Here is a 22,124-nt window from a genome sequence, read left to right as displayed (position 1 = left end):
GGCTAAAAATAACCTTCCATTTTCTTTTTTTCCATTGAACCAGCAGAGTCATTATCAATCACTCGTCCCTGACGTTCAGAGGTAGTACATAACAACATTTCTTGAATAATTTCTGGTAATGTTTGCGCTACAGAACCAACAGCTCCTGTTAGTGGGTAGCAACCTAGCGTTCTAAAACGGACCATTTTATTTTGAACTTTTTCATTTTCTTCAAGTTTCATACGCTCATCATCCACCATGATCAACGTTCCATCACGCTCTACCACAGGGCGTTCTTTAGCAAAGTATAAAGATGGAATATCAATCCCTTCAAGGTAGATATACTGCCAAATATCAAGCTCTGTCCAGTTGCTTAATGGGAATACACGAATACTTTCACCTTTATCCACTTTGCTATTGTAAACATTCCACAGTTCAGGCCGTTGACTTTTAGGATCCCAACGATGATTTTTATCTCTAAATGAATAAACACGTTCTTTAGCTCGTGACTTTTCTTCATCACGACGAGCACCACCAAACGCAGCATCAAACCCATGCATATCAAGCGCTTGCTTTAAACCTTGAGTTTTCATAATATCGGTATGCTTTGCGCTGCCATGAACAAATGGGCTACATCCCATTGCAATACCTTCAGGGTTTTGGTGAACAATTAAATCAAACCCATATTTTTTGGCCATATCATCTCTAAACTGGATCATTTCTTTAAATTTCCAATTAGTATCAACATGCATAAGCGGGAAAGGTATTTTTCCTGGGTAAAAAGCTTTACGTGCCAAATGCAGTAATACAGATGAGTCTTTCCCTACAGAGTAAAGCATTACCGGATTATCAAACTCCGCTGCAACTTCTCGCATAATTTGAATGGACTCTGCCTCAAGGGCTTTGAGATGAGTTAATTTAACAGTCATAATATCAACTTATATTATTAATTTAAAAATTTAAAAATATACTTACGAAGTAACATTTCTATTAATCGAGGTTCTAAGCTAACTTAAAGGTATACCAATTATTTCTAATAATCAGCTTAGAGTTAGCCTATCAAAACCTCATCGGGCTAGATTTAGCAAAATTAATTGTTATTTGAGCTATATCTTAGTGAGAACGCCTCATATAACTCATTAAAAATATAATAAAGCAAAATATTTAATTGCATATATTCACTATTTTTTGTTTACCATCATCAGATTGTAACTTTTTAGCATTCCATACTAAATCACAAATACCATCGGTCGGGTTAAAGCCTGTTGGTGCATCAAGTAATAACTGGCGGATTGTTTCATGATCAAAGTTATGACAAGCAATATCGAGCGCTTCTAAAAACACATTTAGCTCAGCAAACGGTAACATTACTTCGCTCGCGGTCATGATACGCTCATGTGTGGTTTCGCCAACGTTATCGCCAATTAATAGCTCTTCAAATAGCTTCTCTCCGGGGCGAAGGCCAGTGCATTTTATTTCAATATCGCCATGGGGATTGTTTTTGTCTTTAATCTCAAAGCCGGATAAACGTACCATTTTTGATGCTAAATCTTTAATTTTAACTGACTCGCCCATATCTAGCACAAATACATCGCCACCTTTACCCATAGACCCAGCCTGTATAACAAGCTGTGCAGCTTCTGGTATGGTCATAAAAAAGCGAGTGATATCTTGGTGAGTAAGCGTTATCGGCCCCCCCTCTTGTATTTGGCGTCTAAATAAAGGCACTACTGAGCCGGATGAGCCAAGTACATTACCAAAGCGCACCATACAAAAACGAGTTCGATGCTTAGAGCCTTTATTTTGAGCAAGGCCTTGTAATACAAGCTCTGCCATACGCTTAGTTGCACCCATTACATTAGTTGGGCGCACCGCTTTATCCGTAGATATTAAAACAAAGGTATCAACACCAGCATTTACAGCGGCTTTTGCGGCATAATATGTACCAAATACATTATTACGCACGCCCTCTACCACATTGTGTTCAACTAAAGGCACATGTTTGTATGCCGCAGCGTGATAAACCGTTTGTACACTAAAGGCAACCATTACGGTTTCAATGCGATTAATACGTTGTACTGAGCCCATTATTGGTATCAGTTCTATATCTAGCTGATTATTAACTATGTATTCATTGAGCTCTTTTTCGATTGAATACAAACCAAACTCAGATATTTCAAACAATACGAGTTTGCTTGGCTTTTGTTTAACTATTTGCCTACAAAGTTCAGAGCCTATAGAACCACCGGCTCCGGTTACCATAACTACTTTATCAGCTATATTCGCCTTCATAAGCTCTGGTTTTGGTGTTACAGGGTCACGGCCGAGTAAATCTTCAATTTCAACATCTCTAAATTCAGAGAGCTTAGCTTTGCCTTCAACTACATCTGCCATGCCGGGGATCGAAAGCACTTTAATTGTAAGTGGTTCAAGCTGAGCTAAAACTTCTTTACGCCGGGCGCGTGTAGCACTCGGTAAGGCTAATAAAACCTTTGTAGCCTTGCCTTTATTTATTAAATCGTAAATTCCTTTAAAGCTAATTACCGGTATCCCCTGAATAATTGAGCCTTCTTTTGTTTCATCATCATCTACAAAGGCACGCACAAAATATTCAGGGCCAGCACCTAGCGCGGTTGCTAACTGGCGACCAGCAGAGCCAGCACCATAAATAATAACCGACTCTTTATTGGCAGTAGCCATTTTACCAATCATGGCGCGCACTAAAATACGTGAGCCACCTACGGTCAACAAACAAAGCCACGCAAATATAAATGGCATGGTACGCGGTATGCTCACACCAACAAAAAATGATAACAGCACTAATGCTGCGGTAGTAATTACAGTGCCAAGCACAATAGCCCACAGCGCTTGGGAGTTCATGTACCTAAGTACAGCACGGTATAAACCTAAATTAATAAATGCATAAAGGCCTGTAGGTATAAGTAAAGCAAGTAGTAACCAATTACTCGGCTCATTAAAAGGAGTAAGGCTGTCTAAGCGAACAATTAATGCCAACCAAAAGGCTGCTGCAATAAACAATGCATCAATAAATAAAGTAATTGCGCGTTTTTTAGCACGCGATGCACCCAAGATAGAACGAATGAAACTATCCACAACAAGTTCCCTTTTTCTTGTAATATGTTGATTCAAAAAGTAAGAGTAATAGTAAACTATTACTTTGTTAAAATTTTATGAATTATAGCTTATAAATTGCGTAGGGGCTAGGAGTGCCCAAAGGTCAAAGGTCAAAGGTCAAAGGTCAAAGGTCAAAGGTCAAAGGTCAAAGGTCAAAGGTCAAAGGTCAAAGGTAGATTAATGACCCTAACCCCATGACTCAATCGATTTCATTAAACCTGATAGCATCTTGGAAAGCTGCTTTGTCTCTTCGATCCAAAGTTCTGATGTTTTTATATCAATCTCGCCAATTTTGACTGCTATATAAATTTGAGAGCGTAACTCACCACAACTACCTTTAGAGTATGAAAGAAAACGCGCATAATCTTTAGGGGTCTTCCTCTCGTACCCCTCTGCAATATTCGAAGAAATAGATAAGGCTGAGCGAGTAATTTGATCCTTCAACCCAAACTCTTTACTCGCTTTAAACTGCATATAAACCGCACAAGCTAAATCAGCTGAGCGCTGCCATACGGTTAAATCTTCAAATTGCATAATAACTAAATCCTTGTCTGTTATTTTTCCTTAACCTTTCATCTTTTTCCTTTAAACTTTTACCTTATTACTTTGACGCTAACCCAAACACTTCTTTCATTACTTGAGCCGTTTTGGCTATTTCAGTCTCAGTTAAAGTTGGGTGAACTAAAAACATAATTGATGTTTCGCCTAACTCAACAGCATTTGGTAAGCGTTTTTCTGGGCGCCATGGGGTGTTATCAAAGGCTTTTTCTAAATACACTTCTGAGCAACTGCCTTGAAAACACGGCACGCCGCGCTCTACAATAGTGTTTACAATCCGGTCGCGATCCCAGCCTTCGGCTAAGCACTCTGGTTTAATAAACATATAATGTTTATATTCAGCGTGTTCGCTGTATTCAGGAACCTCAACTAAGCGAACACAATCAAAATCACTTGCGGCTTTATCAAGCTCTGCACCGTATGCTTGGCGTTTAGCAGTCCAATCAGTCATACGTGTTAATTGAATACGGCCTATTGCGGCTTGCATTTCAGTCATGCGCCAGTTGGTGCCAAAGCTTTCATGCAGCCACCTAAACCCTGGTGGGTGTTCACGGTTATAAATTGCATCAAAGCTTTTACCGTGGTCTTTATAGCTCCACATAGCTGACCAAAGCTCTTTAGAGTTAGTAGTCACCATGCCACCTTCGCCGCCAGTGGTCATAATTTTATCTTGGCAAAAACTCCACGCGCCAACATGGCCAATACTACCAACAGATTTACCTTTATACTTAGCGCCATGAGCTTGAGCACAATCTTCAATTACATAAAAACCATGCTCTTTGCTGAGCGCCATTATTTCGTCCATTTCAGCTGGCATACCCGCTAAATGCACAACAATAACGGCTTTGGTTTTTGGTGTAAGTACTGACTTTATAGATTTAGCAGTAATGGCTTGGCTATTTAAGTCAACATCAGCAAATACGGGCGCAGCCCCAGCTGTAACAATACTAGATGCAGATGCTAAAAAAGTACGTGGTGTAGTAATAACTTCATCGCCCGCACCTACATTTAACGCTTTAAGCGCCACATCCAACGCAAGCGTGCCGTTACCAAGCGCTATTGCGTATTCACTATCAGCCCAAGTAGCAAATTCTTTTTCAAATTCACGGCCTTCAGTGCCCGTCCAGTAGTTAACTTTGTTTGACAAAACAACACGGCTTACAGCATCAGCCTCTTGCTGAGTAAAGCTAGGCCAAGGAGAAAAAGGGGTGTTTAACATATATTAATACTCAAAAAAACCTTTCTTAGTTTTGCGGCCTAAATGGTTAGCTCTAACCATTTTTCTTAAAAGTGGATGCGCTCTATATTTAGGATCTCCAGTTTCACTATAAAGAGTCTCCATTATAGATAAATTAACATCATTACCAATTAAGTCAGCTAATGCTAAAGGCCCCATAGGGTGGTGTGCGCCAAACTTCATTGCTCTATCAATATCTTCAGCGGTTGCTACACCTTCGGCTAAAATACTCACAGCTTCATTAATCATTGGAATAAGCATTCGATTAACAACAAAACCCGGAGCTTCTTGAACAACAACAGGCGCTTTACCTAAAGCTTTAGTCAGAGCTTGCAGCTTATCAACAATCACAGGATTAGTTTCATGACCTACAACTATTTCGACTAACTCCATAATAGGAGCAGGATTGAAAAAGTGTAACCCGATTACATTTTGAGGGTTAGGTAGTACACTACCAAAAGCTGTAATAGATAGAGATGAAGTGTTAGAAGCAACAATGACTGATTCACTAATAAATTCAGAAAGCTTAGAAAAAAGCTCCATTTTAGCAACAAAGTCTTCAGCAATCGCCTCTATAACCAAATCAGAATTAGATACTGTGGCAAGCTGTGTACAACAGAATACTTTCTCTATTGCTATATTTGACTGCTCAGTTGAAATTTTCCCTTTGCGAGCAAGTCTAGATATATTTTTTTCACAGGTACTTTTTGAAGCAATCGCTTTATCATCAGTTCTTGCGATTAAATTTATTCTTGTAATTTCATTACTCACACACAGCACTTGGGCAATACCTGTAGCCATTGTGCCAGAGCCAATTATTGATACTTCCATTACTCAGCTATTTCCTTTAATTTCTTTGCAGGGTTACCAGCAAAAATCGTTCTTTCAGGAATGTTTTTAGTCAAGACTCCTCCCATACCAAGCATAGAGCCTTTCTGAAGGTTTAAACCTTGCCTAATTGTAGCACCCGTGCCAATTTCAACTAAATCATCTAATAACACATCTCCAGAAACAGCCGCCATTGGTGCAATAGTTATAAAATCACCAAATTTGCACTCATGACCAACCGTCACATTAAGGTTTAATATATTGTGAACACCCAGCTCTATATCTGCTGTGAGTATGGAGCCGGCACAAATAATAGTACCCTTACCAATGCTAACCGTATTCGAATATTTAACACCCGGGTGGATCAATGTTGCAAAATTAGGTTTTCCTAATAGTTGCATTTTATCTAAAACAGCTTTTCGCGTCCTAGGACTACCAATAGCTATTATGAATTCACAGTCTTGCGAGTAATCTAACCAGGTGTCAACTGAACCTAAGACGATTGCTCCTTGGACATCTGTGCCATGTGTCGAAGTATTATCATCTAAAACACCTCTCACCTTCCGGTTGCAATCATGGGCTAGCCAAACCACTTCTTTAGCAAATCCACCACCACCAATAACTATAATTTCTTTCACTTCTTATCACTCCCTTTAAAAAGAGACATTGTCGCCTCACCTTCAGCACTAATACCTTCACGAACAAATACTTTTTTTACGGTAAGTAATAGTATTTTAAAATCCAGTAACAAGCTTTGATTCTCAACATACCACACATCAAGCTTAAACTTTTGTTCCCAACTAATCGCATTACGACCATTTACTTGTGCCCAACCAGTAATACCTGGGCGTACATTATGGCGGCGCGCTTGCTCTGCACTGTACAAAGGCAAATAATCCACCAATAAAGGCCTTGGCCCTACTAAACTCATATCGCCTTTTAATACATTAAACAAACCAGGTAACTCATCTAAACTGGTAGAGCGTAAAAAAGCACCAAATTGAGTCATCCGCTCATCATCTGGCAGTAAATTACCTTGCTTATCTTTACCGTCAAGCATGGTTCTAAACTTCATCATTTGAAACACTTTACCATTCAAACCAGGTCGGTCTTGGGTAAATAAAATAGGCGAGCCCAGTTTAAAACGAATCAGCACAGCAACAATAAAAATTACAGGTAGAAAAGTGAGTATTGCACAAAAGCTAACAAAAAAATCAAAAGTACGTTTAATCATTGATAGCTTCCATTAATGTTTTCTCTATTCGTTTAGCCATTATATCTCGTGAGAAATATTCATACGAAAGCACTTTACAGCTTTCAATCGCTTTAGAATATTCATTTTCATCGTTTAAAAAACAAGAGATACTTGTAGATGCTTTCTCATAATCATAAGCATCTAATACTAGGCCGCAATTATGCTCATGAATGAACTCTTGTTGCCAGCCACCGTAATTAATTGCAATTGGGGTCTGAGATGCTAATGCATCAAACAATTTATTTGCCGAGTTATGCCACATTTCTTTCACAGGACCAAATAAAGATAACGATAAGTCAGCAGCAGATAGCAAATCAACTATCTCAGTTTTAGGTACTGGTGGTAATATATAAAGATTATTATTTAAAACCCCTGCTTTTTCAGCATCAGCAATCACTTGCTGTTTTTCCATACCATCTCCAATAGCCACAAAACATAAACTAGGGTCAAGCTTCTGGGCCGCTTTAGCAAGCTCAACGATATAACCGACCTTATTAATTAAACCAAAAGTACCAGTATAGGTAACCAATTTTCGGCCATTTACAAAAACTAGTTTAGTGTTTAAGTAATTACAGCCAACACTATTATCAACATCAAATAAATCGGTGTCGCAGCTATTGGTAGCTAAAGTAACATGCTCAACGGGAATACCGTGCCTCGTAATGCCATCACACATCCCTGGCGATAAACCAATAAGGCGCTTGGAATTTTTATAAGTATATTTTTCTAACCAAGTAGCAAACTTAATAACCAGCTTATTTTTAATAACGCCTGTTGCTACAGGTAACTCAGGCCAAAGATCGCGCACTTCAAACACTAGAGGTACATTTTTCAATTTTGAATAAATTAAACCTGGGATAGCAATTGTTAATGGTGTACTGGTTGCAAACACAACATCAGCCTCGATTTTAAGAGACTTTAATGTTGATCGAATTGAAAAACTTATAAACTTGCATATACGTTTTATAAAACTATCTTTATTAGAGTAATTAAGATGTAACACATGCAGTTTAATGCCATCAATTTCTACAAAGTTCCACCCTGTTTGTAAATTATAATCATCAGAAAAGTAGGCCGAACTAGTCACAAACGTGACTGTGTGTCCATTATTAGTGAACCTCTTCGCCATTTCATATGAACGCGTGCCCGCATTAGATTTTGGAGTTGCGAAATACTGATGTAGGTAAGTAATCTTCATGTCAAAACTTTCACTTTTTAGAATTATTAAATGATTCAAAATTACATTTTTATACTAAGCTTATTGATTTTAAACCATATTTAATTGATATATTTACTAATAAATAGTTTAACCTATTTCTTAGTATCTATTTCACCTTTCAAATAGGTCCTTAACATAAGATAAAAATTCTTTAATCTTTTCTCATCTGTTTTAATAGTTACGGACCAACGTATAATTAATAAAATAGACAAAAAAAATGGGAACGTTTTTAACATATTACCACGTGCAATAAACCTATTTTTATAGTCAATATTTCTATTTTCTAATAATGTAGTATGATAACAAACAACGAGATCTAAATAGCCTACTTTTACAGTAGTATCAAATATGTTTTTTACGAAAATATTCTCTTCACAACAAGGTAGGTTGGAACCAAGTCCGAACCTCTCATCAAAAAAAACCTCATTACTTTTAACAAAATCCACATCAATTATTATTTCAATTGATGATACTTTCATACAATTTAAGAATGAGTGTTTACTATGAAAACTATAATCCTTGTAATATTCATTACGATTCTCTAAGCTTCCAATTTTTGGAAGTATTATTTTATTCTTAGTTTTATCTAAGTAAGCTAGTAACACTTTGACATTAGATACATTCAATATAATGTCATCATCTTGAAACCATAACCACTTTGTATCACATCTTTTTATAACTTCATTGCGGCTAATACTGAGTCCTTTACTAATAACTTCATAAACCTTAATATTTCTTGAATTATTGAATAAGTACTCTTTATTAGAAGTTGAAGATTGCGAAACAACTAAAAAATTTACCATATTGTCAAATGTACTTACACACTCGAATAAATATGGTAAAAGCTTACCTAAATTAGAAGACACGGTAGAAATACCAATAGTTAACATCATGAATCTCCAGTAAAGGTTTCATCAGTAAGCGACTTTAAATATAACCTTTCAGTTTCTCGTGCGATGAAACTAATATCGAATCTTTCAACCCTACCCCGTAGAGCATTTAGTTCTCGGATTCTTAATAAGCTCTCTTTTTTATAAAACCCTGAATTACTACACTTTGCTTCATTTAACAAATTTAAACATTCTTTACCAATAAGCCATTTAACAACTTCATTATCATTGCTGAATAAGATTGGACAGTTATGTGCCATAGCTTCAAGAACAACATTTGGTGTACCTTCTCTTTTAGAGAAAAAAAGCATTGCCTCTGCTTGAGTGTAATACCTTGCTAATTCAGTTTTATCGACTTTCCCTACAATTTCAATATCATATTCCTTGTAAAATAAAATTTTATCTTTAATAAGATTAAAGTACTCTGAATCAAATTCATTTAAATTCTCACCAAAAGGTCCTATCAATTTTAACTTTACATCCGAAGTGAAATTTAGAGCAAAATAGTCCAACGTCTCTAAAACCCCCTTTCTAGGGATAAGCGCTCCTACAAATATAACATATCTTTTTTTATCAATATTATTATCAAATGCGATTCGGGGTAAATCCACCCCATTTGGAATAACCACTCTATTACTAACTGCAATAAATTTAGAATTTATCAAATCAATTTCTGGGTTTAAACTATTTATTTTAAATGCATGTTTTATTAACCAAAGTTTGAAAGTACCAAAACTTTTAGCTTGAATCGAAGATAAATCATCAGCTCCCAACAATGTACATTTAAAAATAAATTTCCTACGGAAAAGAACAAGTAAAACAAGCTCAATAAAATGAAAGCCATGGACATGGTGAACTGTATTCATCCTCGGTAGTCGTAGAATAATATTTATGAAATATAAAATTTTATAAAATGGATTTTTTGGAAGATCAATCACATTAAAACAATCTGGCATAGCTCTATTTTTAACTGAACTTTGACTATTGATAAATAAAAAAATAAATTTTTCTGTATCCATTGACCTTGTTAACTTTATCGCTTGATCCGTAGCACCTGAATATCCAAAAAAGTTATATACATGATGTACTATATTAACCTTCTCACAACTAGTTTTCATATGACTTTCTCTCCATATTTTCCTTTTCACTATAATTATGAATGAAAAATATAGTCATCCAAAACATAAAGCTAAATGGGTAATTTCTGATAACATCATTTGCAAGTGATGAAATACAAAACACGAATAAATTAACAAACAAAAATATACGAATATTAGTGTTTTCGATTTTATATAATTTAACAATTGAATAAATAAGTATAATTAAGAACAGAGATAAACCAATAAAACCTAAATCAAGAAATATTGTTAAAAAAGAATTTTCAATCGTAAACCCTAGACTATCGCTAGATGGATTTGATGTACCTAAGCCTAACCCCATAAGATAGTATAGTGGGTTATCTATCTTCTCTAAAGCCTCTATCCAATGATGAACACGAGTATTACTAGCATACGTTTCGTTAGACAAAAGACCTGCAAACCTATCTATAAGCTTATCATCTAGAGAAGAAAGTATTAATGGCATTTGATATATCAAGATAAATAAAAGCCCAGTAAAAACTAGCCAAGATGTAAAGTTATTTCTTTTAATTAAAATAAAATAAAAAATTAAAAGCTCGAGAAGTAAAACGATAAATACAGTTCGACTAAGAGTAAAGAATCCACACCAGATCGCTACTGATATTACGATCCAAAAAAGAAACCAATGACTTCCTTTACCACCCTTTTCTAAATGAATGAAAAATATTGATGAGGCCGTAAAACAAATAAATATACCAAAATTTATAGGGTTAGAAAATATTGAAAGCAGCCTCGTACCAGCAGCTAACTCCGTATGCTTCATTTCATATTTGGGTATTCCTCGAATTGACTCTATAATTGAATCATCAAAATATTCAATGAACCCTAAAGTAATATAAATAAAACCAAAAAAGTACATCAAAATAGAGTACTTTTTTATATCTAAATAATCTTTAAAATCTCTTGGAAGAAGTAATAATGAAAAACACAATAATGGATATAGAAGGTAATACCTTAAACCATTTAATCCTTCCACTATTCCAACATAACTAATAAACCTTGGAAAGATATATAAGCAAAAAACTAACATTATTAATGCAAATGGAGTTATACTGCGAATTTTATTTTTTACTGCATAAAGTAAAATTAAAAATACACTTGCTATTGTAACAAGATCTTTTAAAGCAGATAAGAAAGAGCTTAACCCTATTCTATCGAGTAAAATCACTAATAAAGGGAATGTTATTGAAAATAAAAAGGCACCATAAATTAATAGCCTAGTAAGCATTATTAAAATAGCCTTCTTAAAAGTTTGTAAAAAGCAACATTTGTCTTTGCACAATAATACCTTACTAATGATTTAAATTTAGATGATTTTTGAACGTTATTCGGCTCAAATTCATAACCAAGTTTCAAATAATCACATTTATAAAAGCTATGAACTTTATCCAATACTAAAGGGGAAATATTCATATCAAAATCACCTTTTGATACATTATCACTTCCTATACTAGAAAGTTCATAAAACCATAACTCTCTGAGTTTACGTGATATTTCATTCATCCCATCCTCTAACTTAAATATAACTGTTTTATCAAATAAGAAATCACACTGAGGTTTAATATGATTATCGAAAAGGTACTCATTCTTGTGATATTCATCGAAACTATATAAGGCAAAAGCATCAAAGCTTAATATATTATTAATTAGTCGGCTATCTCTGCAACGGTGTTTATATTCACTAAACAATCTATCTAAAGGGTTTCTTACAACAGTGAAAGATCCTACGCAAAGTTGCTCCAAACCGTAGTGGATGTAAAGCTCACGATCAAAATGCTGAGCTGTTATTGCCAACTTCATCTTGCTATTTTTTGGGGTCTTAAAATAAAATTCAAAATTTTCACGGAGAGCATTCTCGATTGAGGTTCCACCTGTTTTTGGTATATGAAGGTAGAGAACTAATTCATTAAGCTTATTTTTAATGATTGGCATTTACAATTCCACTTTAATCAATATTAATCAATGTAACCAAGGCTTTAGTCTGGTTTTTTTATATATAATAGCTGCCATTAAAAAGTTCCATAATATTAAGCTTGCAGAGCTAACACAAGCCGCGCCTAACGCCCCGTAGTAAGGTACAATAATGACAATCATTATTATTGTTATAATAAGTGTTGCCATTAATATTTTTAGAGCTTCTTTCTCCATCCCAATCATATTTAATATAAGGTGAACAGAACCCACTATAATATTAAAGACCTGACCAACTAGTAGTATATACAAGATATTAGTAGCGCTACTGTATAAAGTTCCATACATTGTTGTAATAATGATATCTCCAAACATAATTAATAAAATAAAAAAAGGAAATGATACTAAGCAGCTTAATCGTACAGAATTCTTTAATACTTTTTGAGTTTTTTCAATATCTTTTGGGTCATATAAACTAGCAACTTTAGGTCCTACTATTACATTAATCGATGTTAACGCCAACTTAATTATTAAAACAGTTTGCATAGCAACTTTAAAATAAGCTAACTGCTCCTTACTTACCATCCCCCCTAAAAATATACTAATTAATTCAGTATTTAATGTTCCAATAATCCCCATTATACTCAATGGTATTATTGCTCCATTCCATTTATTAAATTCAAAAAACCTTCTTTTAACTTTAGTCCTGCAAACCAATAAGAAAATTATTGTACTTATAATTAAAGTTATAATTGTTGATAGAAGAAGTAAAACCAATAAAACATTACTATTCATGGTTCGAAAAAGTTGATAATAACCAACTGTTAAAGACAGTAGTGTTATTGGTAAAACAATATTTATAGATATTTGAGATTTTTCTGGTTGAGAAAACCCATTAATAAATGCTGACTGCTGATTCAAATAAGCATTGAGTATAGCTACAATAGATATTATAAATAACAGTAGAAAAGATGATATGCCAAACAAATTGAAATATCCAGTTGTTAAAATCACAACTGAGCTTAATATTCCACAAAAGAAAATATAACAAGTCGACCATACGAAAATACCATTCACTTTATCTAACCTTGACTCTTTTATATAACGGGAAACATCCCGAATAATTAGATTAGGTAAACCTGAAATAACAGGAATAGAAGCTATTGTTATAATAGATATAATATATGAATAAGTACCAAAATCCTTAACGCTCATTATGCGTGTAAACAACATCATTGATAAAACCACTATTAGTTTACCTAGATATTTTATCATTGCAGTGCCAAGAAATTGCTTAAAAAAGACCTTCAATTTTTCACCTTCATCATGCCATATTTTATTAATTAAATTTTTAATTAGTCACGCATTAAAAACGAGAAACATAAATTAATGGAACACGAAAATAACTTACATCAATTTCATATAAACATGATTACAAGCTAAATAAATAAACTATTAAATTTATTACTAACTACAAACCCACTTTTAGAGTTTTTTATTTTAAATTAAACTTTATCTATGACATAACAAAGGCTAATTAAAACTTAGGTTCTAGGAACTATGCTATAGTTTTTATTTGTCCGATTTATATTCGTAGTTGTAATAGCCATAATAGCCGTATGCGTTACTGGCTTTTTTAACTACGCCGTTAAATACCACGCCTTTTACATCCGTTCCATTTTGTTCAAAGCGACTACGGGTAATTTCAATTTCTTTAATATGGTTTTGACCAAAACGTGTGACTAATAATGTTGTGCCCGTATGGGCACTCACAATTGCAGGATCGGTTACTGCTAGAATAGGCGGTGTATCTATTATTACTAAATCGTACTCGGCGCTTACTTCTTCAACTAAATTACTAAAGTTTGAGTGCATTAGTAATTCAGATGGGTTTGGCGGTATTTGGCCACGGGTAATTACGCTTAGCCCTTCAACGGGAGTTGGCTTAGTCACTTGGCTTAAGTTTAAGCGCCCTGATAAGTAATCACTTAGTCCATCATCCCACTTTATGCCGAATTGAGTTTGCAGGTAACCTTTACGCATATCGGCATCAATTATCAATACTTTTTTACCACTTTGCGCTAATACCGAGGCTAAGTTTACCGATATAAATGATTTACCAACACCCGGGCTTGGGCCCGATATCGCAATGAGGTTATTTTTAGACTCCATCATTGCAAAATGTAAACTGGTACGTAAGCTACGAAGTGCCTCTATTGATAGATCCGCTGGGTTATCAAGCGCTAAAATTGATTTTGGTTTATCTTTACCTTTACGGGCTTTACTAAAGCCAGTGAGTTTATCTTGGTAATCTGAGTACGGTACGCTGGCGTATACAGGTAGGCCAATTGCCTCAATCTCGTTTGGATCTTCAACGCCTCTATGCATGGCTTTTTGTACTAAAACAATAGCTACAGCTAGCATACCACCTAACATGGTTGCCATCACAACTATTAACGCTTTTTTAGGTTTAACCGGTTTTGAGGTATTTACCTCTGCGTAGTCAATAATACGTACATTACCTACAGTACCTGCACGCACAATATCAAGCTCTTGGGTTTTAGCTAAAAGCAGAGTGTAAATTTCGTTACTTACTTCTACATCACGCTTTAAACGCAATAATTCTTGCTGTGTTTCAGGTAGGTTACCTACCTCGCCAACGAGCCTTTGTTTTTGTTTTTCAACCGCTTCAATTTGCTCAAGTACCCCTTGGTAAGTTGGGTGGCTCTCTTTAAATTTACGGCTCATTTCAAGGCGCTTTAGTTCAAGCTCTTGTAGTTTAGTTTCAAGCTCAACAACTTGCTCAAGTACACCTTGGGTTTCAAGCGTGATATTGATTGATTGGCGTTTAATTTGGTATTCGTTAAAACGCTCTTCAGCGTATTCCAACTGCTTTTTAATTTCAGGGAGTTGCACCTCTAAAAAATCGAGTGACTTTTTAGCCTCGGCACTATTGCGCTCAACATTACGGCGCACATAAATAGCCGCTACTTTATCAAGTACTTTTTCAGCATAACTAGGCTTAGCGCTTTGCAAGCTTAAATTAATAATGCCTGAGTCTTTGCCTTTTTCGCTTGCGCCAATGGCTGCTTGTAAGTCTAAAATAGTATTTAAGCGGTCTTTGCGAGTAATTATAAATTCAGTACCAGCACGGGCGTTTAGACTACGTACTGTTAGGTTAAATTTACCGTTTGTGAGCTCTTGCCCTACCTTGCCTGCTAATATTTGTTCGCCATCATCGTTTAGTAAAGCGATGCTATTATTTTCTTGTGCTTGTAGAATAAAATCGGCACCAACCGCGGATTTTGGTACATCAAACCTAAATACATCTATACTTTCCCCGCCCCATGCGTACGAACTTGCACCAAAGCTAGGTTCAGCTAAATCGCCCTCGTTCATTGGGGTAAATTTACGAAATGCGCGACCACCAATAAAAGGATATAGTTTCGGTTCTACTGTAACGTCAAGTTTTAATGTATCTACCGCTTCACCAATGATTGAGCGTGATTTTAAAAGCTCAATCTCTGTCACTGCGGCAGATGTGCTTTCAAACATACCTGCCATGTCGTCAAACCCAGGGACTGAGCCGCCGCTTTCTTCAACCTGAATCATCGCAGTTGCTTGGTATATAGGGGTAGAGAACACGGCATACACCACGCCTATAAACATAAATAAAGCGGTGATTGTTATAATAAAAAATTTACGGTCAAGCAACGCACCTAACAGTGCCATTAAGTCAATCTCTTGACTTGCGCTTTGCTCGTTTGTTCGGTTTTGCTTATTTGCTGCTATTGCAGTGGGCTGAGCATTCATGTACTAGCCTATCCTTATAAATACTTTTGCCAAGCGCTACAGGCGCTGTCGATTAAATCGTAAACGTGTTCAAACGCTTCTAAACTTTGTCTGTATGGATCGGGGATTTCTTTGTCGCCTAACCATTTACCGAGTAAAAATGTTTTTCCGCGGGCTTCTGGGTAACGGCTACATAGGTCTGTTAAATGGCGTTGCTCCATCACTAAAATCACGCTGTTTTTCGCGACGAGACTCGAGTTAAGCTGGCGGCCTTGGTGTTCATCCATATTGATGCCGTGCGGCGCTGCTATTTGTTTTGCGGTTGCATCGGCTGATTTACCTTCAAGAGCAGTCAACCCTGCAGAAGAGACCGTTATATTTTTACCTTCAAGCTTACTTTTAAGCACATATTCGGCGGTTGGACTGCGGCAAATATTACCCGCACACACCACTAAGATAGAATCAAACATCGTAACCCTTACTTAGTTGCTGCTAAATCGTCGATAGAATCAACTGTTGCGATAGAGGGTAATAATAAGCTTATTACGCGGTTCCAACGGGCAAGTGGCGCAGAGGTTACATACACAATATCGTGTGGTTGTAATTCAAACTGCTCTGCTAGCACTAATGCAGCAATATTTTTAGCGTGCAGTTGGTACACATCAGCAATAACACCATCACGATCTAAATCACGTTTGCGTAATACAAATACACCGTTAGCGTCTGCGGTGTTTTCGTTTAGGCCGCCCGAGTTTGCCAGTGCTTCAGCTAAGTTTAAGCCATAGCGATTTAATTCTACTGAGCCGGCTTTTTTTACATCACCCAATACAAATACATTTTGCAAGTCGTTGCGACTTACATGCACTATATCGCCATGCTGTAACAAGCGGTTTTGTGAAATATCACCACGCGCATAAAAATCATCTAGCTTGATGATTTCAGTTTTGTTTCCGCGGGTAAAAGTAACTGTGCGCCAATCTGCGGCCTCGGTTAAACCGCCTGCTTGGTTTAATGCATCAATTAAAGTAAGTGGGATTTCAGTAACAGGAAGAACACCTGGTTTAGTAACCTCACCTGTTACATAAGCTTTTTGGCTTCTAAAGCCGACTATTTTTACATCTATTTGCGGGTCTTCTATTACACGGCTTAAGCGCTTAACCAGCTCACTGTGTAGTTGTTGAACTGTTTTCCCTGCCGCTTGAATATTGGGGGCATAGGCATAAGTAATAGTGCCATCGGCTTGTACACGAAAGCCATCAAATTCAGCGGTACGTTGAACGGCTGCGGGTATGGTTAACTCAGGGTGATCCCATACACCAATGGTAAGCACATCGCCTACACCTAGTTTATATTGGTAATCACTGGTGTTTAAGCCATTGTAGCTAGAACGTGCTTCATTTTTTGTTTGAGCTTGCTTTTCTTTGTTAATTAAAGCTGAGTCAATGATTTGGATATTAACCTTTTCAAGGTCTTGTTCAAGGTTTTTAGTTTGTTCACCCGACTCGATTCCTTCGAAATGGCTACCGGGGATGATTGTACAACCTGTCATTGTGAGCAAAGTAAGTGATGCTACAAGTGTTTTACAGCTTAGCGCCATTGTTTATTCCCAAATATTATAAAATTCTAAAACTTTCAGCTTAGTTATTTGAAATTCGCTGTTATTTTTTTGCTGGCTAATTAAAGCATGGCTCCGTTTACTGTGCAAGGTTGGTTGTACAGTAAACGAGCAGGTGAGTAATTATTTTGTAAAATTAGTTAAGGTTCTAGGTTCTAGGTTCTAGGTTCTAGGTTCTAGGTTCTAGGTTCTAGGTTCTAGGTTCTAGGTTCTAGGTTCTAGGTTCTAGGTTCTAGGTTCTAGGTTCTAGGTTCTAGGTTCTAGGTTCTAGGTTCTTCAATATTGTAATTAGGTTCAACATCTTTAATGTAACCTTTTCTGATTTTGATTAATGACGCGAGCATCGCTGCAACCTCTTTCGCTTCACATATTAGCTCTAAGCCTAGAGACTTTTCAATAATGCCTACTTCTATTCCTATATATATTTGCGTTACAAGCTCGCCTGCTGAACCTTTAGCATAATATAGAAACCTAGCTTGATCTGCTTGAGAATCACGTTCTACCCGTTATTCGATAAGTCCGTTTATCTCACCTCTTCGAGGCGGCGCTAGCGCGTTCAAAATTTGCTCCTGCAATTTTGTCAGCAATGTTAGAAGGTATAGATATAGCAGCACGTGTAACTTGATCTTTAAACCCAAAGTCTTTGCATTTAGTTATCGCTTTGTAAGTATTACATGCTAACCGAGAAGCCCTTTTCCATACATCTAACTGTTCAAACCTCATAACCATACCTAAACACGCCAAAACTCGTAAATTAACTATAGCTGAGAGTATGGTTTTTCCTAGAGCCTAAAACCTTTGTCTTCCTTAAGCCTATCGTTTCAGGCACGCTTCACGTTCCAGTTCGTCGTAGAGCTCCTCTCGCTCCAGCTTGAAAGCAAAACTATTTGCTTGTCTAGCCCTTCGGGCACGCTTCCGCCCCTAGGTTGCAGTTCCTACGTACTGATACAAATTAGGTTCTAGGTTCTAGGTTCTAGGTGAAAGATGAAAGCCTTTCGCGGCTAAAGCCAGCTCCTACAAAAACTTTTTTACCACCGAGGGCACCTAGGTGCTTCGCTACACAGAGAAGACATATAAAATGAATCACTATTATTCCCCTCTGTGGACTCTGTGCTCTCTGTGGTGAATCTTTTACTTTTTCGATTTAAACGCGATATAAAATCGCTGCTACAAAACATTTTTGCGGTGGCAAGCCACTCGCCTACAAGGCTGCCTTGTAGCTGCCCTAGCTCCTAGTCTCTTCCCTAGAGCCTAGAGCCTTTAACCTACTTTTCTTATGTCGTTATTATCTACTGTGATTTCTATTTTTTTATTGAGTAAATTCACGAGTAATATGCTGCGCATATCGCCGTCGGGTTCTTTAAATATGGCTTGTACGTCTTTAAATGAGCCGTTATTTAGATACACTAAATCGCCTGCATTTGGCAGGTCGTTTGCTTCTAAGTTAGGCTTAAGGTTTTGTAATGTATTAATTAATTGCTCGGGTACAATTTGATATGATGCGCCATATGAGACAAAACCGTTGACTCCGCGGGTATTTTTTACCGCAGCAAAGTTACAGTTTTGTGAATTTAAACGAACGAATAGATAATTTGGAAATAAAGCAGACTCTTTAAATGTACGGCGACCTTTAATGAGCTTTTCTGTTTTTAATAGAGGAAAAAATGCTTCAATCCCTTGGTTTTGTAAATTGATTTTTGCACGCTCTTCTTGGCGCGGTTTACAAAATAATAAGTACCAACTATCCATATCAATCCCTAAAATACTGACTTCTTTGCTTTTGCTATTTCTACCTGAAATATAAGCATGGGGATTATACGCACTGCACTATGGGCTGTCTATAAAAACCCCATTAAATATATTCATGTTCAATGAGGTTCTATTAAATCAATAAGTCTTAATTAGGGGAGCTAAAATTACATTGAATTCTTAACGTAATAAATGATGTATTAAATATGGGAGAGCTGATGAAGAACGATTGATTAATATAGAAAATAGGTTTTGCTGCGTCACTTAACTTAAGTAGTAACGCAGCGAAGTATTTTATAATTCTTCTTCTCGGTGTTCATTTTTTCTATAAAACACGAGCTTGCCATTTTGATCATTAATCACAGCATCTAATATAGGAGCTGCACCTTCTGCTATTGTCATTACATTTGGGTTATCGATCGTTAAACCATTACGTAATTTGGTTTCTATCGCCCCCGGGCACAACACAGTAACACTATAGTTATCTTTATAAAGCCCTTTTGATAGGGTTACTACTCCCGCCTTTGCAGCGCAGTATGATGTCCAGTCTTTGTAGCTATTAAATGCAGCGGTTGACGCAACATTAATTAACTTAACTGATTTATTCGCTTTAACTGCGGCTCGGCATATTAAGTAACTGCCAATTAAGTTAACTTCAATGTCTTTGATCCAAAGGAGTGGGTCTGAGTCAGCAACTAAACTTGAGTAGAGTGTACCCGCAGCATTAACTACCACATCGTAATGTTTAGTCTCAAAGAATGTTGTTACAGAGTCGACTGATGAAACATTCAGTTCATGCCTTGATGGTGCATCTACAGTGTGACCCTGCTCAATTAATGTGGCAGTTATATATTTAGCCAGATCGCCTTGGCCACCTGTTACTAATATATTCATTTTTTAGGTTCCGGTATTGGGTGAACATCACTTGGCTCAATCAGTTTTTTGTACTGATCGTAGATTTTCTTTTTCAAGTTTGTAGAGCTAACACCTGCGCCGTATGGAAAGTAAAAAACCTGTACACCTTGATCTTTAAGGTAGTCGTACTTTCCTTTCCAATCATCGCCAATCACAAAAATGTCGATATTTAAGTTTTCAACCGTTTCATTATGATCTAGCGTGCGCTGCGGTATAACTACGTCGGGATCTCTTAATCCTTCAACAATGGCAATTCGCTCTTCAAAAGGCACCGCAGGTGGCTTTTTATATGAGCACACAAGCTCATCTGTACTCACGCCTACAATTAATGTATCACCTAAGCCACGGCCATAATTGATCATTTTTAAATGGTTACTGTGAAATAAGTCAAAAGTACCCGAAACGTACACAATTTTATTTTTCATAATACTAACACCCATTGATTTTGTCTGAACTATTTTAAGCACTTATTAAAATTTAAAACCCACGATAATAAGACTACTGCTTGTATAAAACTCAAATTATGCTTTTTTTGTTATCAACAACCAGCAGTATCTGTGAGGCTGTAAAATCAATCGATTAATTCATTTACTGACTTTTTATAAGTAATAGAGTGTTCTTTTAACCACTCTTGTAAACCTTTAACTTCAGACCAGTTAGTCATAAATACAAAGTCTATATTCGCATTAGTTGCGGCTTCAAAGTCGTATTTGCTGTCACCAATAAAAAGAGCTGGTAATTTAATATTACCGTTAGCGATTTCACGAGATAAAATTTCATCTTTCGTATCTGGGCTGCCAAATATTCCTCCATCATAAAACGGAGTTAAGTCTCTTGCAGCAAATACTTCTCTAAGTTCATGTTGCGCACCACCAGAAACAATTAGCCAGTTGGCGTCCTGAGTAAGTGTTCTAAGCTGCTTTAATCCCGCAGTGATATCACAGCTTAACAAACCACTTTCAACTTCTTTAGCATAACTAGCTAACAACTCATCTAATGATGGGCCGTCCAAACCTTTGCACTGCTCGATTAACCATTCAAATTTTTTATAACGAGAAACCCCTCCGCGAGCCACATGGTAATCAACTAAGCTCTGAGCTATTTTTTCACCGTATGGCAGGGCTGCCTGATAAAACGCTTGTGTTTTAACTTGATTTGAATCTAGAACAACGCCATCGCAATCAAATACGATTGTTTTATAGTCTGTTATTTTCATAATTTGGCAAGTCCATTTGCTTCTATTGCTTGGGCTATAATGAAGTCTTCAGGCCAATCAATATCATGAGCAATAATTTTATCTAAAGGATACAAGTAAGGAGATTTACCTATTCGATCATTTAGTGCTGCATAATTCGCGGCACTACTTAAAAATACAGCACTATTGATCTCGTGTATTGGCTCTATTGTTTGTGTGCGAGGCCATTTTTCTTTGCTGCGATCATAGTTTATTGGCCCTTCTTTATTCCATAAAAAGCCATGAATTAAAGAGGTCGTCATTAAAGAATCATAGCCACTTTTTAATCTGTCAAAGTAGTCTTGTATAATTAGCTCATATTGTTCACTATTAATAAATGGTGACGTTACATGTGTCCATAAAATATGACCTTTCGGGACTAAACTTAACGCATGTGCAACTAACTCATCGGTACTAGTAGAGCTAGTACAAAGAGCATCATCACGCTTATGCACAATAAGCTTTTCATTCTCTAAGGTAGCCGCATAATCAAGTATTTCTTCATCATTAGTTGATAAAATAACTTTGTCGATCGAAGAACAGGTTAGTAGCTGTTTCAGCTTTAGCTCTACCAAACCATTAGCAAACTGGCCGAATGGTTTAATATTCTTTTTAGGGACTCGCTCACTACCTTTTCTACATGGCAAAAATGCATATACAGCCATACT

General features: G+C 36.4%; 22 protein-coding genes and 1 pseudogene. All 23 read right to left on the bottom strand.

Annotated elements, in window-relative coordinates; translation table 11 throughout:
- Positions 1 to 2: 2 nt before the first annotated feature.
- Positions 3 to 908: a sulfate adenylyltransferase subunit CysD gene (cysD, locus tag ACFI4Z_RS11820; RefSeq protein ID WP_462670763.1), complete on the bottom strand. Its 906-nt coding sequence runs from the start codon at positions 906 to 908 to the stop codon at positions 3 to 5.
- Between the two features lie 235 nt (positions 909 to 1,143).
- The gene (locus ACFI4Z_RS11815; RefSeq protein ID WP_462670762.1) at positions 1,144 to 3,093 is read right to left on the bottom strand and encodes a polysaccharide biosynthesis protein; all 1,950 of its coding nucleotides are present in this window, start codon (positions 3,091 to 3,093) and stop codon (positions 1,144 to 1,146) included.
- A gap of 207 nt (positions 3,094 to 3,300) precedes the next feature.
- Positions 3,301 to 3,648, bottom strand: coding sequence for a four helix bundle protein (locus tag ACFI4Z_RS11810; RefSeq protein WP_462670761.1), 348 nt, complete (start codon positions 3,646 to 3,648; stop codon positions 3,301 to 3,303).
- A 67-nt stretch (positions 3,649 to 3,715) separates the two neighbouring features.
- Positions 3,716 to 4,891, bottom strand: a complete 1,176-nt coding sequence (locus ACFI4Z_RS11805; RefSeq protein ID WP_462670760.1) for a DegT/DnrJ/EryC1/StrS family aminotransferase — start codon at positions 4,889 to 4,891, stop codon at positions 3,716 to 3,718.
- Positions 4,892 to 4,894: 3 nt separating this feature from the next.
- A complete protein-coding gene (locus tag ACFI4Z_RS11800; RefSeq protein WP_462670759.1) occupies positions 4,895 to 5,740 on the bottom strand; it encodes a 3-hydroxyacyl-CoA dehydrogenase family protein in 846 nt (281 codons plus the stop codon).
- The gene (locus ACFI4Z_RS11795) at positions 5,740 to 6,375 is read right to left on the bottom strand and encodes an acetyltransferase (protein ID WP_462670758.1); all 636 of its coding nucleotides are present in this window, start codon (positions 6,373 to 6,375) and stop codon (positions 5,740 to 5,742) included. Before ACFI4Z_RS11795 ends, ACFI4Z_RS11800 begins: the two co-directional genes overlap by 1 nt.
- Positions 6,372 to 6,971, bottom strand: a complete 600-nt coding sequence (locus ACFI4Z_RS11790) for a sugar transferase (RefSeq protein ID WP_462670757.1) — start codon at positions 6,969 to 6,971, stop codon at positions 6,372 to 6,374. Before ACFI4Z_RS11790 ends, ACFI4Z_RS11795 begins: the two co-directional genes overlap by 4 nt.
- A complete protein-coding gene (locus ACFI4Z_RS11785; protein WP_462670756.1) occupies positions 6,964 to 8,190 on the bottom strand; it encodes a glycosyltransferase family 4 protein in 1,227 nt (408 codons plus the stop codon). Before ACFI4Z_RS11785 ends, ACFI4Z_RS11790 begins: the two co-directional genes overlap by 8 nt.
- Positions 8,191 to 8,303: 113 nt before the next feature.
- The gene (locus ACFI4Z_RS11780) at positions 8,304 to 9,104 is read right to left on the bottom strand and encodes a glycosyltransferase family A protein (RefSeq protein WP_462670755.1); all 801 of its coding nucleotides are present in this window, start codon (positions 9,102 to 9,104) and stop codon (positions 8,304 to 8,306) included.
- Positions 9,101 to 10,219 carry a glycosyltransferase family 4 protein gene (locus tag ACFI4Z_RS11775; RefSeq protein ID WP_462670754.1) on the bottom strand — a complete coding sequence of 373 codons (1,119 nt, stop codon included), beginning with the start codon at positions 10,217 to 10,219 and terminating at the stop codon, positions 9,101 to 9,103. The genes ACFI4Z_RS11780 and ACFI4Z_RS11775 overlap by 4 nt, the downstream gene beginning before the upstream one ends.
- Positions 10,209 to 11,468 (bottom strand): O-antigen ligase family protein, encoded by a 1,260-nt coding sequence (locus ACFI4Z_RS11770; RefSeq protein WP_462670753.1) that lies wholly within the window; start codon positions 11,466 to 11,468, stop codon positions 10,209 to 10,211. The genes ACFI4Z_RS11775 and ACFI4Z_RS11770 overlap by 11 nt, the downstream gene beginning before the upstream one ends.
- Before the next feature lie 2 nt (positions 11,469 to 11,470).
- Positions 11,471 to 12,172, bottom strand: coding sequence for a sulfotransferase family 2 domain-containing protein (locus ACFI4Z_RS11765; protein ID WP_462670752.1), 702 nt, complete (start codon positions 12,170 to 12,172; stop codon positions 11,471 to 11,473).
- 27 nt (positions 12,173 to 12,199) lie between these two features.
- Positions 12,200 to 13,462, bottom strand: coding sequence for an oligosaccharide flippase family protein (locus tag ACFI4Z_RS11760; protein ID WP_462670751.1), 1,263 nt, complete (start codon positions 13,460 to 13,462; stop codon positions 12,200 to 12,202).
- Positions 13,463 to 13,723: 261 nt separating this feature from the next.
- Positions 13,724 to 15,964 carry a polysaccharide biosynthesis tyrosine autokinase gene (locus ACFI4Z_RS11755; RefSeq protein WP_462670750.1) on the bottom strand — a complete coding sequence of 747 codons (2,241 nt, stop codon included), beginning with the start codon at positions 15,962 to 15,964 and terminating at the stop codon, positions 13,724 to 13,726.
- A gap of 14 nt (positions 15,965 to 15,978) precedes the next feature.
- Entirely contained in the window at positions 15,979 to 16,413 is a 435-nt protein-coding gene (locus ACFI4Z_RS11750) for a low molecular weight protein-tyrosine-phosphatase (protein WP_462670749.1), read from the bottom strand.
- A gap of 8 nt (positions 16,414 to 16,421) precedes the next feature.
- Complete coding sequence (locus ACFI4Z_RS11745; RefSeq protein WP_462670748.1) at positions 16,422 to 17,540, bottom strand: polysaccharide export protein; 1,119 nt, start codon at positions 17,538 to 17,540, stop codon at positions 16,422 to 16,424.
- Between the two features lie 278 nt (positions 17,541 to 17,818).
- A pseudogene (locus tag ACFI4Z_RS11740) lies at positions 17,819 to 17,998 on the bottom strand (four helix bundle protein); the annotation flags it as partial.
- Between the two features lie 88 nt (positions 17,999 to 18,086).
- On the bottom strand, positions 18,087 to 18,281 hold the full coding sequence (locus ACFI4Z_RS11735) for a four helix bundle protein (protein WP_462670747.1): 195 nt from the start codon (positions 18,279 to 18,281) through the stop codon (positions 18,087 to 18,089).
- Between the two features lie 537 nt (positions 18,282 to 18,818).
- Complete coding sequence (gene rfaH / locus ACFI4Z_RS11730) at positions 18,819 to 19,307, bottom strand: transcription/translation regulatory transformer protein RfaH (protein WP_462670746.1); 489 nt, start codon at positions 19,305 to 19,307, stop codon at positions 18,819 to 18,821.
- Positions 19,308 to 19,601: 294 nt separating this feature from the next.
- A complete protein-coding gene (locus tag ACFI4Z_RS11725; RefSeq protein WP_462670745.1) occupies positions 19,602 to 20,201 on the bottom strand; it encodes an SDR family oxidoreductase in 600 nt (199 codons plus the stop codon).
- The gene (locus ACFI4Z_RS11720) at positions 20,198 to 20,647 is read right to left on the bottom strand and encodes an adenylyltransferase/cytidyltransferase family protein (protein ID WP_462670744.1); all 450 of its coding nucleotides are present in this window, start codon (positions 20,645 to 20,647) and stop codon (positions 20,198 to 20,200) included. Before ACFI4Z_RS11720 ends, ACFI4Z_RS11725 begins: the two co-directional genes overlap by 4 nt.
- 146 nt (positions 20,648 to 20,793) lie before the next feature.
- Positions 20,794 to 21,438: an HAD family hydrolase gene (locus tag ACFI4Z_RS11715; RefSeq protein ID WP_462670743.1), complete on the bottom strand. Its 645-nt coding sequence runs from the start codon at positions 21,436 to 21,438 to the stop codon at positions 20,794 to 20,796.
- Positions 21,435 to 22,121: an acylneuraminate cytidylyltransferase family protein gene (locus ACFI4Z_RS11710; RefSeq protein ID WP_462670742.1), complete on the bottom strand. Its 687-nt coding sequence runs from the start codon at positions 22,119 to 22,121 to the stop codon at positions 21,435 to 21,437. Before ACFI4Z_RS11710 ends, ACFI4Z_RS11715 begins: the two co-directional genes overlap by 4 nt.
- Positions 22,122 to 22,124: the final 3 nt, after the last annotated feature.

This window comes from Pseudoalteromonas sp. RWi3 (assembly GCF_054960735.1).
The sequence above is the reverse complement of the archived record's forward strand: the minus strand, read 5'-3'. Positions and strand labels throughout refer to the sequence as shown.

Bases quoted from the DNA above. Each gene is read 5' to 3' on its own strand.
- ACFI4Z_RS11810 (WP_462670761.1), bottom strand. From the start codon at position 3,648: ATGCAATTTGAAGATTTAACCGTATGGCAGCGCTCAGCTGATTTAGCT.
- ACFI4Z_RS11765 (WP_462670752.1), bottom strand. From the start codon at position 12,172: ATGCCAATCATTAAAAATAAGCTTAATGAATTAGTTCTCTACCTTCAT.
- ACFI4Z_RS11780 (WP_462670755.1), bottom strand. From the start codon at position 9,104: ATGATGTTAACTATTGGTATTTCTACCGTGTCTTCTAATTTAGGTAAG.
- ACFI4Z_RS11770 (WP_462670753.1), bottom strand. From the start codon at position 11,468: ATGCTTACTAGGCTATTAATTTATGGTGCCTTTTTATTTTCAATAACA.
- ACFI4Z_RS11805 (WP_462670760.1), bottom strand. From the start codon at position 4,891: ATGTTAAACACCCCTTTTTCTCCTTGGCCTAGCTTTACTCAGCAAGAG.
- ACFI4Z_RS11785 (WP_462670756.1), bottom strand. From the start codon at position 8,190: ATGAAGATTACTTACCTACATCAGTATTTCGCAACTCCAAAATCTAAT.
- ACFI4Z_RS11710 (WP_462670742.1), bottom strand. From the start codon at position 22,121: ATGGCTGTATATGCATTTTTGCCATGTAGAAAAGGTAGTGAGCGAGTC.
- ACFI4Z_RS11775 (WP_462670754.1), bottom strand. From the start codon at position 10,219: ATGAAAACTAGTTGTGAGAAGGTTAATATAGTACATCATGTATATAAC.
- ACFI4Z_RS11735 (WP_462670747.1), bottom strand. From the start codon at position 18,281: ATGAGGTTTGAACAGTTAGATGTATGGAAAAGGGCTTCTCGGTTAGCA.
- ACFI4Z_RS11720 (WP_462670744.1), bottom strand. From the start codon at position 20,647: ATGAAAAATAAAATTGTGTACGTTTCGGGTACTTTTGACTTATTTCAC.
- rfaH (WP_462670746.1), bottom strand. From the start codon at position 19,307: ATGGATAGTTGGTACTTATTATTTTGTAAACCGCGCCAAGAAGAGCGT.
- ACFI4Z_RS11800 (WP_462670759.1), bottom strand. From the start codon at position 5,740: ATGGAAGTATCAATAATTGGCTCTGGCACAATGGCTACAGGTATTGCC.
- ACFI4Z_RS11755 (WP_462670750.1), bottom strand. From the start codon at position 15,964: ATGAATGCTCAGCCCACTGCAATAGCAGCAAATAAGCAAAACCGAACA.
- ACFI4Z_RS11750 (WP_462670749.1), bottom strand. From the start codon at position 16,413: ATGTTTGATTCTATCTTAGTGGTGTGTGCGGGTAATATTTGCCGCAGT.
- ACFI4Z_RS11790 (WP_462670757.1), bottom strand. From the start codon at position 6,971: ATGATTAAACGTACTTTTGATTTTTTTGTTAGCTTTTGTGCAATACTC.
- ACFI4Z_RS11715 (WP_462670743.1), bottom strand. From the start codon at position 21,438: ATGAAAATAACAGACTATAAAACAATCGTATTTGATTGCGATGGCGTT.
- cysD (WP_462670763.1), bottom strand. From the start codon at position 908: ATGACTGTTAAATTAACTCATCTCAAAGCCCTTGAGGCAGAGTCCATT.
- ACFI4Z_RS11725 (WP_462670745.1), bottom strand. From the start codon at position 20,201: ATGAATATATTAGTAACAGGTGGCCAAGGCGATCTGGCTAAATATATA.
- ACFI4Z_RS11745 (WP_462670748.1), bottom strand. From the start codon at position 17,540: ATGGCGCTAAGCTGTAAAACACTTGTAGCATCACTTACTTTGCTCACA.